Raw genomic sequence first — 20,383 nt, 5'->3', positions numbered from 1 at the left:
AGCCTCGGGCCCGGCAACGGCGCTGGGGCGGAGAGGTGTCATGAACAGGCGGAAAACGGATCGCGCGTACGACATCGTGCTCTTCGGGGCCACGGGTTTCGTGGGCGCGCTGACCGCGCACTACCTCGCCGCGCATGCGCCCGAGGGACTGCGCTGGGCGATCGCGGGACGCAGCGGCAGCAAGCTGGAGCGGTTGCGGGAACGTCTCGCGGGCGGCGCCCGGCCCGGGCTGCTCCAGGCGGACGCCCGGGACCCCGAATCACTGGCCGAACTCGCCCGCGGCACGCGTGTGCTGGCCACCACCGTCGGACCCTATCTGCGGTACGGCGAGGAGCTGGTGGCCGCCTGCGCCGACGCGGGCACCGACTACCTGGACCTGACCGGCGAGCCCGAATTCGTCGACCTCATGTACGTGCGGCACGACGCCCGCGCGCGGGAGACGGGTGCACGGCTCGTGCACTCCTGCGGCTTCGACTCGGTACCGCACGACCTGGGGGCGTACTTCACCGTGCAGCAGCTTCCCGAAGGGGTGCCGCTCAGGGTGGACGGATACGTCCGTTCGCAGGCGATGTTCTCGGGCGGAACGCTCGCCTCCGCGCTCGGCCAGTTCGCGCGCGGCCCGCAGATGCTGGCCGCGGCCCGCGACCGCGCCCGCCACGAACCCCGGCTGCTGGGGCGGCGGGCGCAGGCGCCGTTCGGCGCTCCGCGGTACGCGGCGGAGGTCGGTGCCTGGGCGCTGCCGCTGCCCACCATCGACCCTCAGGTGGTGCGCCGCTCGGCGCGGGTGCTGGAGCGCTACGGCCCCGACTTCCGCTACCGGCACTACGCGGCGGTCGAGACCCTGCCGTACGCGGTGGCAGGGGTCGCGGCCGTCGGCACGCTGTTCACGGCGGCGCAGGTGCCGCCCGCCCGGCGGTGGCTGTCGGACCGGCTCAGGCCCGGGGACGGGCCGGGGCCCGAGAAGCGGGCGAAGAGCTGGTTCTCGGTGCGGTTCGTGGGCGAGGGCGGCGGGCGGCGGGTGTTCACGGAGGTCGCGGGCGGCGATCCGGGATACGACGAGACGGCGAAGATGTTCGCCGAGTCGGCCCTGTCCCTCGCCCTCGACGATCTGCCCCGCACGTCCGGCCAGGTCACCCCGGCGGAAGCGATGGGCAACGCGCTCATCGAGCGCCTCCGCGCCGCCGGCATCACCTTCCGGGTGGCGGCCCGGCGGTAGGGGTACCGGAACCGTCACCCCAGGACTGTGTAGATCATCCCGCCGATCCAGGCGAGCCCGGCGATCACGCCCAGCAGGAGCACGGTCGTCACGGCACGCTCGACGGGCTTGGCGGGGTTGCTCATGGCCTTGGAGGGACGCTGCGTCGTCATGGGCACAGCCTGCCGATGACGACGGCACGGCCACATCCGTACAGATACTCAGTACAGGTACTCAGTACAGGTACTCAGAGCCGGTACTCAGAGCCGGTACTCAGAACGGGTACTCAGAACAGGTACTCAGAACAGGTATCCACCACGGGTGCCCGGTAAGGGGTCAGCCCGGCGCACCCGTCCGGCCGACGGCGTTCCGGAGGGCCAGCCTGCACAGGGCGTCGGCGCGCCGTGTGGTTTCGGGGATGCGGTACCTCGGGGTGAGTGCGAGGGTGTGCGCGCACGCGTTGTCGATGCCGGCCCGGTGGCCCACGGAGACGAAGACCGGTTTGACGCCTGCCCGGGTGCGCAAAGCCCGGCCGACCTCCTCGCCGCCCGAGAGCAGGGGGCTGCTGCTGCCGCGCGGAGCAGCGGGCTCCTCGTAGGTGGAGGTGAAGGGGTTCTTGGCGACCCCGATCGTGGGCAGCCCGGTGAGGACGCCCAGGTGGCAGGCGAGGCCGAACCGGCGCGGGTGGGCGAGACCGTAGCCGTCGCAGACGACCAGGCCGGGGTCGCGGTCCAGGGCCGCCAGGGCTGCCAGAACGGTGGGTATCTCGCGGAAGGCCAGCAGGCCGGGCACGTACGGGAAGGAGACCTCGCCGACGGCGGTGGCCTCGGCGACCTGGTCGAGCGTGGCCGCGTCCAGGGCGACGGCCGCCGCCGCGACCACCCCGCGCTCGTCGTCGTAGGCGACGTCGACCCCCGTCACGGTGCCGGTCCCGGGCGGCGGCCCCGGCTCGTCGAGGATGACCCGGCCGCGCAACTCGTCCTGCACGGCGCGGGCTTCGTCTTCGGTCGCGGGCCAGCCCGCGGGGATGCGTACGGTCGTCATGGTGATGCCGAGCGTACGTCCCCGCGGGCCGCCGTCACTTACCGCCCAGCGCGCGCCACAGTTCGCTCTTGTTCATGTCCGAACGGCCGCGGATGTTGCGCCGCTTCGCCTCCTCGTACAGCTGGTCGTAGGTGGGCCCCTGCGAGCCCTTCCCCGAGCGCAGACCGCCCCGCCTGCCGGACGAGATGTCCTGCGTGGACGTGCGGCTCGCGGTCTTGGACTCGCCGGAACGGGCGCGCTCCTTGTTCACGGTCCGCGCCGCGATCTCCTTGGCGCGCCGCTCGCTCTCCCCGCGGTCGCGGGCGCTCTCCTTGATGTGCTCGTACTGGCGTTCCCGCTTCGGGCTGGAGCCGCGTGGCATGACAGGTCACTTCCTCTCAGGTGCGGGACCACCGAGTACCCGATTTTCACCGGGACCACCGTCAGGGCTCCAGGCGCGCCACCCGTCCCTGCTCCCCGGCGGCCCAGCACCCGAGGTCGGGGGCGCAGTCCACCGTGTCGTACGAGCCCGTGTCGACGGTCCTCCAGGTGCGGCCGCCGTCCGTGGTCAGATCGGTGCCGGTGGGGCCCACGGCGAGCGCGGCGGTGCGGCTGTGCGGCAGCCACGTGACCCCCGAGCGGTAGGCGGGCGGGGGCGACACGGCGGGCGCCCAGGTGCGGCCGCCGTTCCCGCTGACCGCCGCGGCCCGGGGCGACGGCCGGCCCGCGCGGTAGTCGCCGCCGACCGCGATGCCGTGCGTGCGGTCGCGGAAGGCGACGGCGAACACGCCCCGCGCGGAATCGCCCGCCGGGACCGGTGTGTCGGAGGCGGTCCAGGTCAGTCCGCGGTCGGCGGAGTGCAGCACACGCGCGCGTGCGCCGCCGCCCGTGGCGAGCCACACGTCGTGCGGCCCCGAGGCGACCAGACACTGGCCGCCGGCCGCGAACCCGGCCTCGCCGTCCTGGGCGTCGGGCATCCCGTCGCCGGGCAGGACCGTCCAGGAGCGGCCGCCGTCGCCGGTGGACAGGATGCGGAACCTGCCGTCGACCGGGTCGCTCACCGCCAGGCCGTGGCGCCGGTCGAAGAAGGCGAGGCAGTCGTAGAAGGCCCTGGCGTCGGTGTTGCGGAACGCCTCGGTCCAGGTCGCGCCCCCGTCGTCGGTGCGCAGTACCCGGGAGGCCTCACCCTCGCCGATGGCCAGGACCACCGCGTGCCGTGCGTCGAACGCCTCGACGTCACGCAGCTCCAGGTCCGCGGCGCCCGGCGGGGAGACGTTCCGCCAGTGGGTGCCGCCGTCGGTGGTGCGCAGCACGGTGCCCTTGGATCCGGCCAGCCAGGCGGTGTCCCGGCCCACGGCCGAGAGACCGCGGAAGCGTACGTCCGTGCCGCTGGCCTTGAGCTGCCAGTGCGGCGCCGGCCGCTGCGGCCCGTGGGCCTGCGCGGGCGCCGGCAGCGCGAGGAGCGCCGCCGCGCACAGGCCCGCGGCCACCGTCCGAACCGTACGTCTCGTGTTCCCCATGCCCGTCATGGCGCGCGAAGCTAGCCCAGTCCCCCGGCGCCGTCCAGACGGCCTCAGCGGGGAACGTCCAGACGTCCTCGCCCGGGAACCGTACGCCCGTTCCCCGGTGTCCTCTCCGGTGTTCCGGTGGTCTCGGGACGGAGCGGCCCGTCACCCCGGATCGCCCGTCGGCATGGTCTCGGTGACAGAGGTCACTCGCGTTTCATGTGCACGGATCGGCTCCATTCATCGTCTCGTCAAGTGCCCGGCCTCACCCGCACGCAGCCCGTCCAGCCGTCACAAGGGAGCAAGGCGTTGTCCACCGTCATCGAGCAGCCCGTGGAGGCCCGTCTCGTCGCCGCCGCGCCGCGGATGCCGAGCATTCCGGCCATGCTCCACTACGACCGGCGCGATCCGTTCGCGGTCCGCATGACCTTCCCGGCCCCGGCCACCCTGGAAGGTGTGGAGGTCTGCTGGACCTTCGCCCGCGAGTTGCTCACGGCGGGCCTGGAGGGCCCTGAGGGCCACGGCGACGTCCAGGTGCGGCCGTACGGCTACGACCGCACCGTGCTGGAGTTCCACGCGCCGGAGGGCACCGCCGTGGTGCACGTCCACTCGGACGAGGTCCGCCGCTTCCTGCGGCGGACCACGGATCTGGTGCCGGTCGGTCTGGAGCATCTGCAGGTGGATCTGGACCGGGATCTCGCCGAGTTGATACGGGACGCCTGCTGAAGGCCCGCCGGCGGCGGCCAGATGTCCGTGCCCGCCGGGACCGCCACGGTCCCGTGATCCGCGCGAGCGCTGCCAGGGCATCGTCACGGGAGAGCCGCTCGCCGTCGGCGGCCCCCGGTTCCCAGGCGAGCCCGGCGCTGGGGGTGGTGACGGAGGCCGCGCCCGCCTCCTCGACGAGCCGCGCACCGGGGGCGCCCCAGACGTTGGGGAGGACGAGGGCACGGCCCGGGGCGCAGGGCGCGTAAGGCCAGGGCCCGCTCGCGCAGCAGGGTGTCGTGGGTCATGGGGTCGAGCCGGCCGGCGGGCGCCGGGCGCCGGCCGGCGCACATCCGGCGCTGCGTCCGCCCCGCCGGCCTCAGCCGGCCGTCGCCCCGGCCCCGCCGGCCGTGGCCGCGACGACCATGGCCGTGCGGACCTCGTGGACGACCTTCCGCAGCGCGGGAGCCGCGGCGCCGCTCCGCTCCGTCAGCGCCTCGATGCGCTCCTTGTGGCGCTTGCGGTCCGCGGCGGTCACGACGGTGCCCAGTTCGGCCGCCGCGGCCAGGGCCGCGAGGGCGGCGTCACGGTCGGAGACCTCCGCGACGGGCACCGGCCCCTCGATCACCTGCCGCACCTCCTGCTGCAGCGCCTCCACCCTCGGCACCCGCTCCAGCTCGTACTCCACGGAAGGGAAGACCCCGAGCATCCGCTTCTTCCCGGCGCGCAGCCAGCCGCCGGCGGTGAGCTGGGCGCGGACGGCGTCGAGGGTGACGCCGGCACGCAGCGTGACCCAGGTCTTCCAGCGGCGGGGCCGGGACTCCTCGACGAGTTCCAGGAGACCGTCGAGGACGGGGTCACCGGTGCGGGCGTCGGGGTCCGCCGGGGTGGCGATGCCGTCCACGTCGACGAGCAGCCCGCGCTGGGCCAGTTCGGTGAGGGCGCCGGCACGCACCAGGTAGGCGAGCCGGGTCGCGCCCGTGAGCCTGAGCCTGGTGGTGTCCCAGGCCAGCAGGTACAGCAGCGCGGCCGGCGAGGGGGAGCCGTCGGGCACGAGGTCTCCTTGCGGGGTCGGGCGGCACGGCCGGTCCGGGCTCGCCTCGGGCGGCCGTGGACACGCCCGGCCGCCGACCACGTTAATGCGTTGACACCCCTCAGGCCCGTTCCTACGGTGTACAGCGGATCTGTCGCCGTCGAGGGGAGAAGGACGTTGCTCGTCTGAGGTCTTGAGACACCGCGTCACACGGCGCTGTCAGCGTCCGTGTGCGTAGCGTGCGACCTCGGCATTCGAGCCGTCCCCCGGTGCAGGGCTCTTCCTCTGTTCACGGCCGTCGCCCCCGTGCGGTGTCTCACACGCGTCGCCCCCGCCCATCCCGAGCAGTCGCGAGGCCCGCATGTCACTCTCCCCTTCCCTGACCTGTACGTCCCTGTCCTTCTCCTGGCCCGACGGCACCCGTGTCTTCGACGGCCTCCAGATCGTGTTCGGCCCCGGCAGGACCGGCCTCGTCGGCGTCAACGGGGCCGGAAAGTCCACCCTGTTGAAACTGATCGCGGGTGAACTCACCCCGTCCGGCGGCACCGTGCACGTCCACGGCGAGATCGGCTACCTGCCGCAGAACGTCACCCTCGACACCGCCCTGCGGGTGGACGAGGCGCTCGGCATCGCGGCGCGACGCGCCGCACTGCACGCCATCGAGGCGGGCGACGCGGCCGAGGAGCACTTCGCGACCGTCGGCGACGACTGGGACGTGGAGGAGCGCGCCGAGGCGATGCTCGGCGAACTCGGCCTCGGCCACATCGGTCTGGACCGCACGATCGGCGAGGTCTCCGGCGGCGAGTCCGTCCTGCTGCGGCTGGCCGCGCTGCTGCTGCGGCGCCCGGACGTCCTGCTGCTGGACGAGCCGACCAACAACCTCGACCTGTACGCCCGCCGGCGGCTGTACTCGGCGGTCGAGGCATGGCCGGGAGTGATGGTCGTGGTCAGCCACGACCGTGAACTCCTCGATCTCGTCGACCAGATCGCGGATCTGCGTGCCGGGGAGGTCACCTGGTTCGGCGGCACCTTCTCCGCGTACGAGGAGGCCCTGGCCGTCGGGCAGGAGGCGGCCGAGCGCATGGTGCGCGTCGCCGAGTCCGACCTGCGCAGGCAGAAGCGCGAACTGGCCGAGGCCCAGATGAAGCTGGCCCGCCGAAAGCGGTACGGCCAGAAGATGTGGGACAGCAAGCGCGAACCGAAGATCGTCATGGGGGCGCGCAAACGGGCGGCCCAGGAGTCCGCCGGCAAGCACCGCATCCTGCACGAGGAGAGGCTCGCCGAGGCCAGGGAGCGCCTCGACGAGGCGGTCGAGGCGGTGCGGGACGACGACGAGATCCGTGTCGACCTGCCCCACACGGCGGTTCCGCAGGGGCGGTCCGTGCTGACGCTGCGGGATCTGCGGCCGGCGTACGGTGCCCGGGTGGCGGGCGGCCTCGATGTGCACGGTCCGGAGCGGATCGCGCTCGTCGGACGCAACGGCGCGGGGAAGACCACGCTGCTGCGCACGATCGCGGGCGAGCTGGAGCCCGTGGCGGGCGAGGTCACGGCGCACGTGCCGCTGCGTTTCCTGCCGCAGCGGCTGGACGTTCTCGACGACGGTCTGTCGGTCGCGGAGAACGTGGCCCGGTTCGCCCCCGGCGCCACCGACAACCGGATCCGGGCGCGTCTGGCCCGCTTCCTGTTCCGTGGCGCGCGCGCCGACCAGCCGGCCGGAACCCTGTCGGGCGGCGAACGCTTCCGCGCCACCCTGGCCGCGCTGATGCTCGCCGAGCCGGCACCGCAGCTGCTGATGCTCGACGAGCCGACGAACAACCTCGACATGGCGAGCGTGCGGCAGCTCGTCACGGCCCTGGAGTCGTACGAGGGCGCGCTGATCGTGGCCGGCCACGACCTGCCCTTCCTCGAGTCGATCGGAGTCACCCGCTGGCTGCTGCTGGAGGGCGGGCTCAGGGAGACGACCCCCGGGGTCCTCGGCGGCCCCGCCTGAGCGCTTCGCTGGAAGTCCGGTACACCAGCCGCGGGTTCGTCGTGGCTGATCGCGCAGTTCCCCGCGCCCCTTCGGGACGCTGCCGAACCGCACCGGACTTCGCCGGGCCCGCCCAGCAGGCGGCCGGGCGGCCCCGCACCGAGACCTTCACGGCCTTCCCGCGCGGGAGTGGGGCAGGTGACGCAGACCCTCGCCGTGGCGGTGCCGGGTGCCGGGTCCGCCGGTCCGGCTCCGTGCCCACGGCGCCCGGCACTCGTCACACCGGCGCGGGGCGGCGCGGCGGTCCCGGGCGGCGGTGACCGGCGGCGGTGACCGGCCGCGGTGACCGGCCGCGGTGACCGGCCGCGGTGACCGGCCGCGGTGACCGGCCGCGGTGACCGGCCGCGGTGACCGGCCGCGGTGACCGGCCGCGGTGACCGGCGTATCACGGCCCGCTTCGGCCGGCGGGTCGCGTGCCGGGGTCACCCGGGCGGGCGGTCCCGGTGCGCGGGGCGCCGGGGGCGAGCCGCGCCCGGGACCGCCCGGGAAGGAGCCCGAACCCGGGGCTTTGTCCCCGCGCATCGGCCCTGCATGATGGCGGGCGACAGCATCAGCCGAGACGGAGTCCCACGTGCCCAGCAAGAAGGCTCTCATCCGCCGACCGAGTCCACGCCTCGCCGAGGGGCTGGTGACGCACATCGAGCGCGAGAAGGTCGACGTCGATCTCGCGCTCGAACAGTGGGGGGCGTACGCGGAGGCCCTGCGTACGCACGGCTGGGAGACGATCGAGGTGGATCCGGCCGACGACTGCCCCGACTCGGTGTTCGTCGAGGACACCGTGGTGATGTACAAGAACGTCGCCCTGATCGCGCGGCCCGGCGCGGAGTCGCGGCGCGAGGAGACCGCGGGCGTCGAGGAGGCCGTGGCCCGGCTCGGCTGCTCGGTCAACTGGATCTGGGAGCCGGGCACGCTCGACGGCGGCGACGTGCTGAAGATCGACGACACGATCTACGTGGGCCGCAGCGGGCGCACCAACCCGGCCGCCGTCCAGCAGCTGCGCGCGGTCTTCGAACCGCTGGGCGCCCGGGTGGTCTCCGTGCCCGTCACCAAGGTGCTGCACCTGAAGTCGGCGGTCACCGCCCTGCCCGACGGCACGGTCATCGGCCATGTGCCGCTGGTGGACAAGCCCGCGCTGTTCCCGCGTTTCCTGACGGTGCCGGAGGAGTCCGGCTCGCACGTGGTGCTGCTGGGCGGCGGCAAGCTGCTCATGTCGGCCAGCGCGCCGAAGACGGCGGACCTGCTCGCCGACCTCGGGCATGAGCCGGTCCTGGTGGACATCAGCGAGTTCGAGAAGCTGGAGGGCTGTGTAACGTGCCTCTCGGTGCGTCTGCGGGAGTTGTACGCCTGACCCGCTGAACCGGTGCCCCCGTGCCTGGAAGGCACCCCCCTGATCAGCGTCCTTTACAGCGCACTTAACCTACGGCTTCGTAACCTACGGATTCGTAGCCTACGATCCCGTAGGTTTCCGGCACCGCTCGCCGGTCACCCGCTCTTGCCTCGCCGTCTCCCTGGAGTACCCCGTGACGATCACCTCTCCCCCTCTCGGCAGCCCCTCCGTCTGGACCGACACGCGGCTGCTGTGCGCGCTGGAAGAAGTGGTCGAGAAGGAGCTGAACCGGCATCTGAAGGTCGCCAAGGACTGGATGCCGCACGAGTACGTCCCCTGGAGCGACGGCCGCAACTTCCCCGGCTTCTTCGAGGACGGGGAGGTCTGGGAGAAGGGCCAGTCCAAGGTCACCGAGATCGGCCGGACGGCGCTCGTGGTGAACCTGCTGACGGAGGACAACCTCCCCAGCTACCACCACGAGATCGCCACGCTCTTCGGCCGTGACGGCGCCTGGGGCACATGGGTGCACCGCTGGACCGCCGAGGAGGGCCGGCACGGCATCGTGATGCGCGACTATCTGCTCGCCTCGCGCGCGGTCGACCCCGACAAGCTGGAGCAGTTCCGCATGGCCCATATGGGCGCGGGCTTCGAGTCGGACAACCGGCACTCGATGCTGCACTCCATGGCGTACGTCTCGTTCCAGGAACTGGCCACCCGCATCTCGCACCGCAACACCGGGCACCAGTCCGGCGACCCGGTCTGCGACCGGATGCTGGCCCGCATCGCGACCGACGAGAACCTGCACATGGTGTTCTACCGGAACCTGCTGAAGGCGGCGTTCGAGATCGCACCCGACGTGACCATGCAGGCCGTCCGGGACGTCGTGGTGAACTTCCGCATGCCCGGCCACGGGATTCCCGGCTTCGAGCGCGCCGCCGCGCAGATGGCGATCGGGGAGGTCTACAACCTGCGGATCCACCACGACGAGGTGCTCCAGCCGGTGCTCCGCTTCCTGAAGATCATGGACATCGACGGCCTCGGCCCCGACGGCCGCCGGGCTCAGGAGGAACTGGGCCTGTTCCTGGGCGGGCTGGACGCGGAGGCCGCGAAGTTCGACGAGAAGCTGGCGGCGCGCAAGGCCCGGATGGCGGCACGGACCGGCGCGTAGGGAGTCCGCGGGCGCCGTCGTCGCACCGTCGGCGGTCCCCCGGTGTCAGTACCGGCCCCCGGGGCCGGTACCGCTGCTGGCCGGCACCGCGGGCGCGGGCGCGCCGGGCCGGGTGGCGCTCCCGGACGCCGCCCGACGGCAGCGGGACGCCGCGTCCGCCGCTGGTGCCGGCACTCCGGCACTCCGGCACTCCGGGAAGCCGCTACGCGGCCTCGTAGTGGTGCGCGTCCGCGCCACGCCACTTCACCCACGCCGGATCGTCGAGCAGGTCCTCGGCGTCGGGCAGTCCCGCCCGGCCGAGGAACTCGATCACGTCCTCGTCGGAGAACGCCACTCCCAGGCTCTCCCCGCGCGCGGTGACCCGGCGGCCGCCGGTACCCGACGGCGGATGAACGATGACAGGGGCCCGTCCGGTCATGTCTCCAGCATCGTCCCGCGGGCCCCGGCGCGCATCCGGACGGACCGGCCACGATCCGCCTTCGTACGGTGTCCCTTCATCGGTCCCCCTCCGTGCGCCGCAGGTGCATCCGCTCCTTCTCGGACAGGCCGCCCCAGACGCCGAACCGTTCGTCGTTCTCCAGGGCGTAGGCGAGACACGCGGAACGGATCTCGCAGAGTCCGCAGATGCGCTTGGCCTCGCGCACCGAGCTGCCCGGCTCGGGAAAGAAGAAATCGGCCCCCGTCTGCGCGCACAGCGCCTGCTCCTGCCAGGCGATGTCGGACGCAGTGATTGCTTCTGTGTGCATGGCCGAGATCGTGCCGAGCGGCGAAAAACGTTCGATCAACGCGGGATCAACGGCTCGCCCGGCGGGCTCCCACGGCGGTCGGACAGCGACGGCTCTTGATGATGCCCCTGCCGAGCGGGCGGTGCACGGCGGCGCGCGGCGGCCCGCAAGAAGGCCGGATCCGCTCGCTCCGAACGCCACGCGAGCCGGTCGTGTCGCTCCGGCGGCACCTGCCGGTGGGCGGTGCGAGACTCGGCAGTGCAGGTAACGGGAACCTCCGAGGAGTGCACTCATGCTCACCACCCGTTTCGTCGACGGTGCCCCCAACTGGCTGGATGTCGGCACCTCCGACCTCGACGGCGCCATCTCCTTCTACGGCGGTCTCTTCGGCTGGCAGTTCCGCTCGGCGGGCCCCGAGGCGGGCGGCTACGGCTTCTTCCAGCTCTCCGGGAAGACCGCCGCCGGCGCCATGCGGACCACCCCGGAGCAGGGCCCGCCGTCCTGGACCGTCTACTTCCAGAGCCCCGACGCGGAGGCCACCGCGAAGGCGGCCGAGCAGGCCGGCGGCAGCGTGCTCGTCCAGCCGATGGACGTGATGGGGCAGGGCCACATGGCCGTCCTCGCCGACCCGGCCGGCGTGCCGTTCGGCATCTGGCAGCCGGGCCGGACCAAGGGCATCGAGGTGGCCGGCGCCCCCGGCTCGCTGTGCTGGGTCGAGCTGTACACCCTGGACATCGCCCGGGCCGCCGCGTTCTACCACCGGGTGCTCGGCTGGGAGACCGAGGGCGTGCCGTTCCCCGGCGGCACCTACACCTGCGTCAACCCCGGGGGTGCCGGCGCGGACTCCATGTTCGGCGGCCTGGTGCCCCTGACCGGCGATCCCGCAAGGGTGCGGTCCGGCGCCCACTGGCTGCCGTACTTCGACGTCACGGACGCCGACGCCACGGTGAGCCGGGCACAGGAGCTCGGCGGCAGCGTCCGGATGCCCGCGACGGACCTCGACGGTGTGGGCCGCATCGCCGGTCTCGCCGACCCCTACGGAGCGCGGTTCGCGGTGCTCAAGAGCGCCCCGCGGCGGGACTGAGGCGCGAGGGAGCCGTCATTTCTTGAAGGCGGAGAATTGGTGAGAGCGCTCTCAGTCATAACCCTTGACGCCTCAACCTCCCCTGGAGACAGTGTGGAACACCGCAGGAGCCCCTGGGCACGGGGCATCCTGCGCTCCCCCCACACCCCCCAGGAGACGACTCGTGATATCACGCCGAGTGTTTCTGACCGGAGCGGCCGTCGCCGCCACCTCCCCCGCCTGGGCCGGCGCCCTCGGCCCGGATGCCGCCCACGCGGCACCCGCCACCTGCGAACTCGCACTGCGCAACGCCTCATTACCGGGCACGGTCCGCGCCTACGTCACCGGGCACGAGCAGTCGACGGGCGACTGGATGCTGCTGCGGGCGGACGGCAGCGTCTACCGGCCGGCCTCGCCCTCGGCGCCGGGGACCCCGCTGCCCGTGGACTGTGCCATCCCGCTCGGGCCCGCGGGTTCCGCGCCCACCGTGCTGACGCTCCCCCAGATGTTCGGCGCACGGATCTACTTCGTGCGCGACGACACCCTCGACTTCTTCCTGAACCCGGGCCCGGCCCTCGTCGAGCCGGCGTTCGCGACGCCCGCGGACCCCAACTACGCGAAGACGTGGTCGTTCTGCGAGTTCACCTTCAACTCCGCCCAGCTGTACGCGAACATCAGCTACGTCGACCTGGTGACCGCCCTCCCGATCGGACTGACCCTGGAGGGTGATGCCACCCACACGGTCGCGCCGCTTCCCGGCGGCGCCGTGGACAGGATCGCCTCGGACCTGACCGCGCAGGCCGCCGAGGACGGACAGCCCTGGGACCAGCTCGTGGTCCGCGTCGACGGGAAGGTGCTGCGGGTCATCTCCCCGCAGAACCTGATGGCACCGTACTTCGACCAGCCGGACCGGATGCCGTTCCGCGGCCTGTGGACCGCCTACGCCGACCAGGTCTGGGACAAGTACCGCGGCACCGACCTGAGGATCGACCTCCAGGGCGGCCGGGGGGTGTTCACCGGCCGGGTCAGCGGTGACACGCTCACCTTCACCGGCGGCCACACCTTCGCCAAACCCACCTCGAAGGACGTCTTCACCTGCAACCACGGGCCGTTCGCCAACAACCCCGGTGACCCCGACGACAAGAAGGCCCTTCTCGCCCGCCTGGCCGCCGGCTTCAACCGCTCGCTCATGCTCACCCACCCGGACCAGCCGGGCGGCGCGACCAGCGCCGACTACTACCAGGGCGACGTGACCAACCACTGGGCGCGCGTGGTGCACGCCAACTCCCCCATCGGGTACGCGTTCCCGTACGACGACGTACGCCCGGACGGCCAGCCCGATGTGTCGGGGGCGGCGTACGACGGGAACCCGAGGCGCTTCACGGTGACGGTCGGCTCCTGACCGCATGCCCGCCCGGGCGCGCTCACGCGGACGCGCGTCGCACCAGGGTCGTCGGCAGCACCACGCTGGACGGCCCGTCGCCCACGCCGGGAGCACCACCCGGAGCACCGCCCGGAGCACCGCCGGGGGCCCCGCCCCCGCCCGGCCCGCCGCCTCGCCGGTCGAGGCCGCGCAGCAGCAGCCTGGCCATCAGCCGGCCCATCTCCTCTATGTCCTGACGGATCGTGGTCAGCGGTGGGTCGGTCTGCTCGGCGACCGGCAGCATGTCGTCGAAGCCGATCAGGGCGACGTCGTCGGGCACCCGGCGCCCCTGCGCGCGCAGCACGCGCAGGGCGCCGGACGCGGTCAGGTCGTTGGCGGCGAACACGGCGTCCAGGTCCGGGCAGCGCTCCAGCAGTTCCCGCATCGCACGCTCGCCCCCGGCCGGGGTGAAGTCGCCTTCGGCGATCAGCCGCGGATCGGCGTCGACCATGACGTCCCGGAACCCGTCGAGCCGGTCCACGGCGGACGTCTGGTCGAGGGCGCCGGTGATGTGCGCGATGCGCCGGCGGCCGAGTCCGACGAGATGCCGTACGGCCTCGCGGGCGCCGCCACGGTTGTCGCTGTCCACGTACACGGCGCTGCGCGCGCCGCCGCCCCAGCCCGGCCGTCCGCCGAACACCGTGGGCACCCCGGCGCGCTGGACCAGCTCCGGCAACGGGTCTTCGAGGTGCAGCGAGAAGACGAGCGCACCGTCGACATGACCGCCCGCGAGATACCGGCCGACCCGTGCGTGGTCGGCGCGCCCCTCCGTGAGCAGCAGCACGAGCTGGGCGTCGTGTGCGGTCAACTCCTTGCTGATCCCGCGCAGTTGCAGACCGAAGAAGGGGTCGGCGAAGACACGGGTCTCCGGTTCGGCGATCACGACGGCGACCGCGTCGTGCCGCTTGGTCACCAGGCTGCGTGCCGCCTGGTTCGGTACGTAGCCGAGTTCCTCGACGGCCCGGCGCACCCGCTCGGCCAGGGGCTGGCGCACACCGTCGCCGCCGTTGACGACCCGGGAGACGGTGGCCCGCGACACCCCGGCCCGGGCAGCCACGGCCTCCAGCGTGGGGCGCGGCACGGTGTCGGTCACTTCGGACTCCTCCCCGGCGGTTCCCGATCAGGATAGCCCGGGAGACCGGTGGCGCTGAGAGCGCTTCCGACGAGGAGGAGCCCGCATGTCACGGACGCCTGTGCGGCGCCTGATGACCGTGCGCGTCGTGGCCGGTGTGCGGGTCGTACCCGGGAATCGTCCCGTCCGGCTTCTTCACCAGGAACATCCCGGTCATCCCCATGTCGGCGTGGCTCTGGACATGGCAGTGGTACATCCATGCGCCCGCTCCGACCCCCTCCCCCGCGATCACCTGGAAGCCGAAGGAGTCCCCTGGTCCCACGATCTTGTTGTCGACGACGCGGCTCCCGTCGTCCGGGCCGGTGAGCATTCCGGTGCGGTTGTCCGCCCAGCGGTGCCCGTGCAGGTGGAACGTGTGGTAGAGGTCCCCGTGGGTGATCACCACGAACTCGACGCGGTCGCCGGCCGTCGCCTCGAAGTCGGGTCCGAAGTGCACCTGGTTGTTGATCATCGTGTCGTTGAACACGATGGCGTGCGTCCCGTCGGGAAGGACATCACCCTTGCGGCGTACGATCACCGGCCCGTACAGGCCTTTGTGCACCCCGCCGGTGCCGTGCTCCGTGCCGACGACGTGGTCGTGGTAGTTCCAGTACCCCGCGCTGCCCGCCCGCCAGGTCCCGTCCGCGCGGCGGCCGGGGGTGTGGGTGCGCCAGGTGTAGGTGCGGGTGTCGCCCGGCTGCACATCGCTCCTGGTCCACTTGGTGCCGTCGCTGGAGATCTCGTAGTCCAGCCCGTGCACATGCAGGCTGGCCGCCACGTCCAGGGTGTTCTCGAACTCGATGTGGAGCGTGTCGCCCTCAACGAGTTCGATCAGCGGGCCGGGAACGGTCGCCCTCCCCTTGGCCAGGCCGTACCCCATCTGCCCGCCGTCGAGCTCCTCGGCGTACAGCTTGATGTGTCTGACCTCGCCGCCGGCGGGTGCGGTCCGCAGCGGGCCGCCGGCGGCCGCGGCCTCCGTGCCGATGGACAACGATGTCGCGACGGCTGCGCCACCAAGCAGCATCCCTCGGTTGAAACTGCGTCTGTCCATGCCGAACTCCCCATGCCACGACGGAATTCACGGAGACGAGCCGCTGAGACGAACGAGAGGGACGGTAGCGGCATGCCCGCAGTTTATCCACACCAAGGACAAAGTTTGTTGTATTGCGGTCATACCTATTGGCGAGTCGCGCAAAGGCGTCTAGCTTCCTTGGCGCTGTTGCCGTGACCGACGAGGGGTGGGTGACCACATGCGGCTCATATCGCATCAAAGACCCTTGGACGTACGAGGCTTACCAGGCTTACGGGGCTCACGAGGGTTCGCCACGAGAGGACGGGGATGGGCCGCGGCCCTCGCCGCCGGGGTCGTCAGCGCCGGGGTCCTCTCGGGCCCGTCCGCGAGCGCGCGCCCGGCGCCGGAACCCGCCTCGACAACGATGTCCGTCAAGGCGCCGCCGGGCGGTGACGACGTCCGCGTCCTAGTCTTCTACGGCTCCGCGGCGGCCGGGGACGAGTCGCCGGTCGTGAACGCCGGGATCGAGGCGATCGAGGGGATCGGCCTGTCCGGGCCCGCGAACCAGCGCTTCAAGGTCCAGGCCACCGACGACGCGTCGGTCTTCACCGACACGAAGAAGCTGGGGCGCTTCAACACGATCGTGTTCCTCACCGGCGGCGGGGACGTCCTCGACCCCGAGCAGGAGGCGGGCCTCGAGGCGTACATGGAGGCGGGCGGCGGTTTCGTCGGCATCCATGACGCGGCCCGGGCGGAACCGTACTCCGACTGGTTCACCGGACTGGTCGGCGCCCGCCCGGCCGCCGGCGGCCCGACGGACGTCCAGCGCGCCGTCGTCGAGGTGGGCGACCGCCGGCACCCGGCCACCAAGGACCTGCCGCTGCAGTGGAAGCGCCCGGACGTGTGGCCGAACTGGGTGAAGAACCCGTCCGGCGACGTGCACACGGTGGCGCGGGTGCGCGAGTCCACGTACCGGCCCGGCGCGAGCGCGAACGGCTGGGACCATCCGGTCAGCTGGTGCCGGGACTACGACGGCGGCCGTTCCTTCTACACCGGTATGGGAGGCACCGTGTCGTCCTACGACGAGACGGACTTCCGCGCGCATCTGCGCGGCGCCCTGCTGTGGACGACGCGGCTGGTGCAGGCCGACTGCAAGGCGACGATCACCGCCGGCTACAAGGCGGAGCGGCTCACCAAGCCCAACCAGCCCGGGCAGAGCGACCAGATCGGCGAGCCGCACGGCCTGGTGACCGCCCCCGACGGACGCGTGCTGTACATCGGCCGCGGCGGCGGGGACGCCTCCCAGCCGGTGGTCACCGACTGGAACGATCCGGACATCGGCAAGGGCAAGGGCCAGATCCACGTCTACGAACCGAAGACCGGAAAGGTCACGCTGGCGGGCGAGTTGACCGTGTTCGGCAACAAGGGCGGCGGCGACGAGCTGACCAAGGCCGAGGAAGGGCTGCTCGGCATCGAACTCGACCCGCGCTTCGAACAGAACGGCTGGGTGTATCTGCACTACACGCCGCACTCCCGGATCAACCGCGGGACACACATGGCCGAGCGGCGCGTCTCCCGCTTCACGCTCGACCTCACCACCGACAAGCTGGACCTGGGCAGCGAGAAGGTGCTGCTCGCATGGCCGGTGCAGATCCACAGCTGCTGCCACGCGGGCGGCGGGATGACCTGGGACTCCAAGGGCAACCTTTACATAGCCACCGGCGACAACAACTCCAGCCGGTTCAGCGACGGTTACTCCGGCAACAACCCGCAGCCCAGCTTCAGGGGCGTCTCGTTCGCGGACGCGCGCCGTACCGCCGGCAACACCGACAACCTCAACGGCAAGATCCTGCGCATCCACCCGGAGCCCGACGGGACGTACACGATTCCCGAAGGGAACCTCTTCACCGGCAAGGAGACCGACGAGGGCGGCGGCAAGACACGCGGCGAGATCTATGTGATGGGCGTCAGGAACCCGGCGCGCATCTTCGTCGACAAGAAGACCGACATCCTCTACGCGGGCTGGGTCGGCCCCGACGCGAGCGAGCCGTCCCCGGTCTGGGGCCCGGCGAAGTACGACACGTTCGCCGTCATCACCAAGGCGGGCAACCGCGGCTGGCCGTACTGCATGGGCGACAAGCAGCCCTACCGTGACCGCAATCTGCCGGATCCGTCGCAGCCGCTCGGCTGGTACGACTGCGACCACCCGAGGAACGAGTCCCCGAACAACGACGGTCTGGTCCGTCTGCCGCCGGTCACCGGCAACAACATCTGGTACTCGCCCCAGGGGGGCGGCCCGGAGTATCCGCGCGACGCCAACGGGGTCCCCTCGTACAAGAAGGAGGAGGCCACGTATCTGCTGCCATGGCTCAAGGGCGGCGGGCAGGCCGCGATGAACGGTCCGGTCTACCGCTACGACCCGGACAGCGCCAGCGACGTCAAGTGGCCCGCCTACTGGGACGGCAAATGGTTCGTCGGCGACTTCTACGACGCCGACCAGCCGCGTGACGCCGTGCTCATGGACCCGGGGAACCAGGGCGAGGGCGGGCTGCCGGTGCACGCGGAGTCGCTGAAGAAGATCGTCCCGACCGGCAACGACGGCATCAAGAACCTCATGGACTGGAAGTTCGGCCCGGACGGCGCGCTGTACGTCCTCGACTACGGGCGCGGCTTCTTCACCTCGGACGCCAAGTCGGCGCTGTGGCGGGTCACCTACACCGGTGGCGGTCCCACCCCCGCCGCCGGCCAGCTGGTCAGGAGGGGCGCATGACGCGCGCGCGGGGAAACGGACGAAGAGTCTGGACGGCCCTGCTGGCGGCCCTGCTGCTGGTGACCGGGCTGGCCCCGTCCGCCTTCGGGCGGAGCGAGCGGACCCCGGACGCCGCCGCTCCTCAGGTGCTCACCTGGACCGCCGGCGACGGCATCACGGCGTACGCCTCCGCGCCGCAGACCGCGGTCGCGGGCCCGGCGACGATCGTCTTCGAGAACAGCGCGGCGACCGGCAACACCACCGGCATGCCGCACACGCTGACGTTCGACGTCTCCGATCCGGAGTACAACAACGACGTCCAGCTCAACATCCTGGCCAACCCGAACGACGACCGGCACGGCCGGCACACCGCCGAGGTAACGCTCACCCCGGGCCGCTACCGCTACTACTGCACGATGCCGGGCCACGAGCGGATGCAGGGCGTCCTGGTCGTCACCGACGGGGGCGGCGCGGACACGGACGCCCCCGTCACCTCCGCGTCCGTGGACGGAGCACGCAACGCCGACGGCGCGTACGTCGGTTCGGCCACCGTGACCGTCACCGCGACCGACGGTGGGTCCGGGGTCGACCGGGTCGAGTACGCGGTCGGCGACGCGGGCGCCTGGCAGCCGTACACCGCCCCGGTGGTGATCGACCAGGTGGGCGGCCACGCGCTGCGCTACCGGGCCGTCGACAGGGCGGGCAACACGGCGGCGGAGAAGCGCGTCGAGTTCACCGTGGTCGCCCCGCCGACGGACGACACGACCCCGCCGGAGACCTCGGCGACCGTGACCGGCGAGCGGAACGCCGACGGGGCGTATGTCGGCATGGCGACGGTCACCGTGTCCGCGTCCGACACGGGCTCCGGGGTGAACACCATCGAGTACGCGGTCGACTCCGGCTCCTGGCAGCCGTACACCGCACCCGCGATGGTGCACCAACTCGGCGCGCACACCGTGCGGTACCGCGCGACCGACAAGGCGGGCAACGTGTCCGCGGACCGGAGCGTCGCGTTCACGGTCGTCGCACCGCCCGCGCAGGACACGACGCCGCCCGTGACCGGGGCGACCGTGGACGGCACCAGGAACTCCGACGGCGCGTACGTGGGCAACGCCCGGGTGACCGTGAGTGCGACGGACGACGGCGGCTCCGGCGTCGCGTCGGTGGAGTACTCGCTCGACGGCGGCCCGTACCTGGAGTACGGCGGGCCCGTCGTCGTCGACCGTGCGGGAGCCCACACGGTGGCGTACCGGGCGGGCGACACGGCCGGCAACGTCTCCGAGCCGCGGACGGTGAGCTTCACCGTCGTGCCGAGCGGCGGCGTCCCCGCGCCCGACTGCCCCGAGTACGACGAGCGGTCGACGGTGTTCGTGGGCACGGTCGACTCCGGTGTGCGCAACCGCGTCACCGACAACCGGTGCCGGATCGGCGAACTGATCGAGGACGAGAAGGAGTGGACCTCCCAGGCGCTGTTCCTGAAGCATGTGAAGACGGTCCTGGACAGGCTCCGCACGGAGGGGGTGATCGACCAGCGCGAGTACCGGGCGATCCGCACGGCGGCCCGCGACTCGGGGATCGGCACGCCGGGGCACACGACGGGCTACCGCACGGTCTTCGACGGTACGGCCGCGTCCTTCGCGGCGTGGGAGCATGTGGGCGGCGGATCCTTCGCGCTGAACCCCGACGGGTCGATGACGAGCGGCACCACCGTCTCGGGCCTGGGCATGCTGTGGTTCCCGCGGCGCAAGTACGGGGACTTCTCGCTGAAGCTGCAGTGGCGGGACGACGCACCCGGTGACGGGAACGCCAACTCCGGTGTGTTCGTACGGTTCCCCTGGGTCCACGACCACCCCGAGGAGCCCAGGCCGGAGTGGGTCGCCATCAAGTACGGGCACGAGGTGCAGGTGCTGGACCGGCCCGACGGAGACATGTACAAGACCGGCTCGGTCTACGGCTTCGACCGGGTGGGTCTGGCCGGGGCGGGTGTCACGCCGAAGGGCACCTGGAACGACTACGAGATCCGTGTGGTCGACCAGCACTACTCGGTCTACCGCAACGGCGTGCTGATCAATGAGTTCGACAACGCCGGCGGCCAGGAGTTCTACCCGCCCCGCTCGGACGACCCGGGCACGGACGGGCGGCGGTTCGCCTCCGGGTACATCGGGCTGCAGGTGCACAGCACGACGGATGTGATCTCCTACCGGGACATCCGGATCAAGGACCTGTGAGGTCGCCGTCCGGGTGACCGGCGCCCCGGTGGCGTGCGGCAGGCCGTGATCGCGGCGGCCGCACGCCACCGGGCACCGGGCAGTCCGCGG

At 72.1% G+C, this 20,383-nt stretch carries 18 protein-coding genes and 1 pseudogene; 9 read left to right on the top strand and 10 right to left on the bottom strand.

The genetic code is table 11. From position 1 onward, the window contains the following. The first annotated feature begins 40 nt into the window (after positions 1 to 40). The gene (locus ACZ79I_RS35875) at positions 41 to 1,216 is read left to right on the top strand and encodes a saccharopine dehydrogenase family protein (protein WP_471503328.1); all 1,176 of its coding nucleotides are present in this window, start codon (positions 41 to 43) and stop codon (positions 1,214 to 1,216) included. A gap of 14 nt (positions 1,217 to 1,230) precedes the next feature. Here the strand turns inward: ACZ79I_RS35875 and mmpA are convergent, their stop codons facing one another. The 4 genes from mmpA to ACZ79I_RS35855 form a co-directional block, all read right to left on the bottom strand. Next, on the bottom strand, positions 1,231 to 1,368 hold the full coding sequence (gene mmpA, locus ACZ79I_RS35870; RefSeq protein WP_471503326.1) for a morphogenic membrane protein MmpA: 138 nt from the start codon (positions 1,366 to 1,368) through the stop codon (positions 1,231 to 1,233). A gap of 163 nt (positions 1,369 to 1,531) precedes the next feature. Beyond that, a complete protein-coding gene (locus tag ACZ79I_RS35865; protein WP_471503324.1) occupies positions 1,532 to 2,239 on the bottom strand; it encodes an endonuclease V in 708 nt (235 codons plus the stop codon). A 34-nt stretch (positions 2,240 to 2,273) separates the two neighbouring features. Then, the gene (locus ACZ79I_RS35860) at positions 2,274 to 2,600 is read right to left on the bottom strand and encodes a plasmid stabilization protein (RefSeq protein ID WP_471503322.1); all 327 of its coding nucleotides are present in this window, start codon (positions 2,598 to 2,600) and stop codon (positions 2,274 to 2,276) included. 61 nt (positions 2,601 to 2,661) lie between these two features. After that, complete coding sequence (locus tag ACZ79I_RS35855) at positions 2,662 to 3,738, bottom strand: WD40/YVTN/BNR-like repeat-containing protein (protein WP_471503320.1); 1,077 nt, start codon at positions 3,736 to 3,738, stop codon at positions 2,662 to 2,664. Between the two features lie 294 nt (positions 3,739 to 4,032). Here ACZ79I_RS35855 and ssgD point away from each other — a divergent pair, with 294 nt between their 5' ends. Continuing rightward, complete coding sequence (ssgD, locus tag ACZ79I_RS35850) at positions 4,033 to 4,449, top strand: spore wall synthesis regulator SsgD (RefSeq protein ID WP_471503318.1); 417 nt, start codon at positions 4,033 to 4,035, stop codon at positions 4,447 to 4,449. Positions 4,450 to 4,561: 112 nt separating this feature from the next. Here the strand turns inward: ssgD and ACZ79I_RS35845 are convergent. Together ACZ79I_RS35845 and ACZ79I_RS35840 are read right to left on the bottom strand one after the other, a co-directional pair. Next, positions 4,562 to 4,618, bottom strand: a pseudogene (locus ACZ79I_RS35845) (hypothetical protein); the annotation flags it as partial. Positions 4,619 to 4,804: 186 nt separating this feature from the next. Further along, positions 4,805 to 5,479, bottom strand: coding sequence for a GOLPH3/VPS74 family protein (locus ACZ79I_RS35840; RefSeq protein ID WP_471503316.1), 675 nt, complete (start codon positions 5,477 to 5,479; stop codon positions 4,805 to 4,807). 340 nt (positions 5,480 to 5,819) lie between these two features. Here ACZ79I_RS35840 and ACZ79I_RS35835 point away from each other — a divergent pair, with 340 nt between their 5' ends. The 3 genes from ACZ79I_RS35835 to ACZ79I_RS35825 all read left to right on the top strand — a co-directional run bounded on the left by ACZ79I_RS35835 (position 5,820) and on the right by ACZ79I_RS35825 (position 9,982). Then, complete coding sequence (locus ACZ79I_RS35835) at positions 5,820 to 7,448, top strand: ABC-F family ATP-binding cassette domain-containing protein (RefSeq protein ID WP_471503314.1); 1,629 nt, start codon at positions 5,820 to 5,822, stop codon at positions 7,446 to 7,448. A 610-nt stretch (positions 7,449 to 8,058) separates the two neighbouring features. After that, positions 8,059 to 8,835, top strand: coding sequence for a dimethylargininase (ddaH, locus tag ACZ79I_RS35830; protein WP_471503312.1), 777 nt, complete (start codon positions 8,059 to 8,061; stop codon positions 8,833 to 8,835). Positions 8,836 to 9,007: 172 nt separating this feature from the next. Continuing rightward, complete coding sequence (locus ACZ79I_RS35825; RefSeq protein ID WP_471503310.1) at positions 9,008 to 9,982, top strand: acyl-ACP desaturase; 975 nt, start codon at positions 9,008 to 9,010, stop codon at positions 9,980 to 9,982. 202 nt (positions 9,983 to 10,184) lie between these two features. On the opposite strand, the gene ACZ79I_RS35820 is transcribed toward ACZ79I_RS35825, so the two are convergent. Together ACZ79I_RS35820 and ACZ79I_RS35815 are read right to left on the bottom strand one after the other, a co-directional pair. Beyond that, entirely contained in the window at positions 10,185 to 10,400 is a 216-nt protein-coding gene (locus tag ACZ79I_RS35820; protein WP_388373106.1) for a hypothetical protein, read from the bottom strand. 76 nt (positions 10,401 to 10,476) lie between these two features. Continuing rightward, positions 10,477 to 10,728, bottom strand: a complete 252-nt coding sequence (locus ACZ79I_RS35815) for a WhiB family transcriptional regulator (protein WP_471503308.1) — start codon at positions 10,726 to 10,728, stop codon at positions 10,477 to 10,479. Positions 10,729 to 10,999: 271 nt separating this feature from the next. On the opposite strand from ACZ79I_RS35815, the gene ACZ79I_RS35810 reads away from it, so the two are divergent. Beyond that, positions 11,000 to 11,791: a VOC family protein gene (locus ACZ79I_RS35810; protein WP_471503306.1), complete on the top strand. Its 792-nt coding sequence runs from the start codon at positions 11,000 to 11,002 to the stop codon at positions 11,789 to 11,791. 163 nt (positions 11,792 to 11,954) lie between these two features. After that, positions 11,955 to 13,172 (top strand): glycoside hydrolase family 64 protein, encoded by a 1,218-nt coding sequence (locus ACZ79I_RS35805; RefSeq protein ID WP_471503304.1) that lies wholly within the window; start codon positions 11,955 to 11,957, stop codon positions 13,170 to 13,172. A gap of 22 nt (positions 13,173 to 13,194) precedes the next feature. On the opposite strand, the gene ACZ79I_RS35800 is transcribed toward ACZ79I_RS35805, so the two are convergent. Beyond that, positions 13,195 to 14,286 carry a LacI family DNA-binding transcriptional regulator gene (locus ACZ79I_RS35800; RefSeq protein ID WP_471503302.1) on the bottom strand — a complete coding sequence of 364 codons (1,092 nt, stop codon included), beginning with the start codon at positions 14,284 to 14,286 and terminating at the stop codon, positions 13,195 to 13,197. 88 nt (positions 14,287 to 14,374) lie between these two features. Further along, entirely contained in the window at positions 14,375 to 15,355 is a 981-nt protein-coding gene (locus ACZ79I_RS35795) for a multicopper oxidase domain-containing protein (protein WP_471503300.1), read from the bottom strand. A gap of 199 nt (positions 15,356 to 15,554) precedes the next feature. On the opposite strand from ACZ79I_RS35795, the gene ACZ79I_RS35790 reads away from it, so the two are divergent. Together ACZ79I_RS35790 and ACZ79I_RS35785 are read left to right on the top strand one after the other, a co-directional pair. Further along, complete coding sequence (locus tag ACZ79I_RS35790) at positions 15,555 to 18,086, top strand: ThuA domain-containing protein (protein ID WP_471503298.1); 2,532 nt, start codon at positions 15,555 to 15,557, stop codon at positions 18,084 to 18,086. Beyond that, positions 18,083 to 20,293 carry an OmpL47-type beta-barrel domain-containing protein gene (locus tag ACZ79I_RS35785; RefSeq protein ID WP_471503296.1) on the top strand — a complete coding sequence of 737 codons (2,211 nt, stop codon included), beginning with the start codon at positions 18,083 to 18,085 and terminating at the stop codon, positions 20,291 to 20,293. Before ACZ79I_RS35790 ends, ACZ79I_RS35785 begins: the two co-directional genes overlap by 4 nt. The last annotated feature ends 90 nt before the right edge of the window (positions 20,294 to 20,383 follow it).

This window comes from Streptomyces sp. PSU-S4-23 (genome assembly GCF_055632315.1).
Note: the sequence above shows the minus strand (reverse complement) of the source record. Positions and strands in the feature narration are given on the sequence as shown.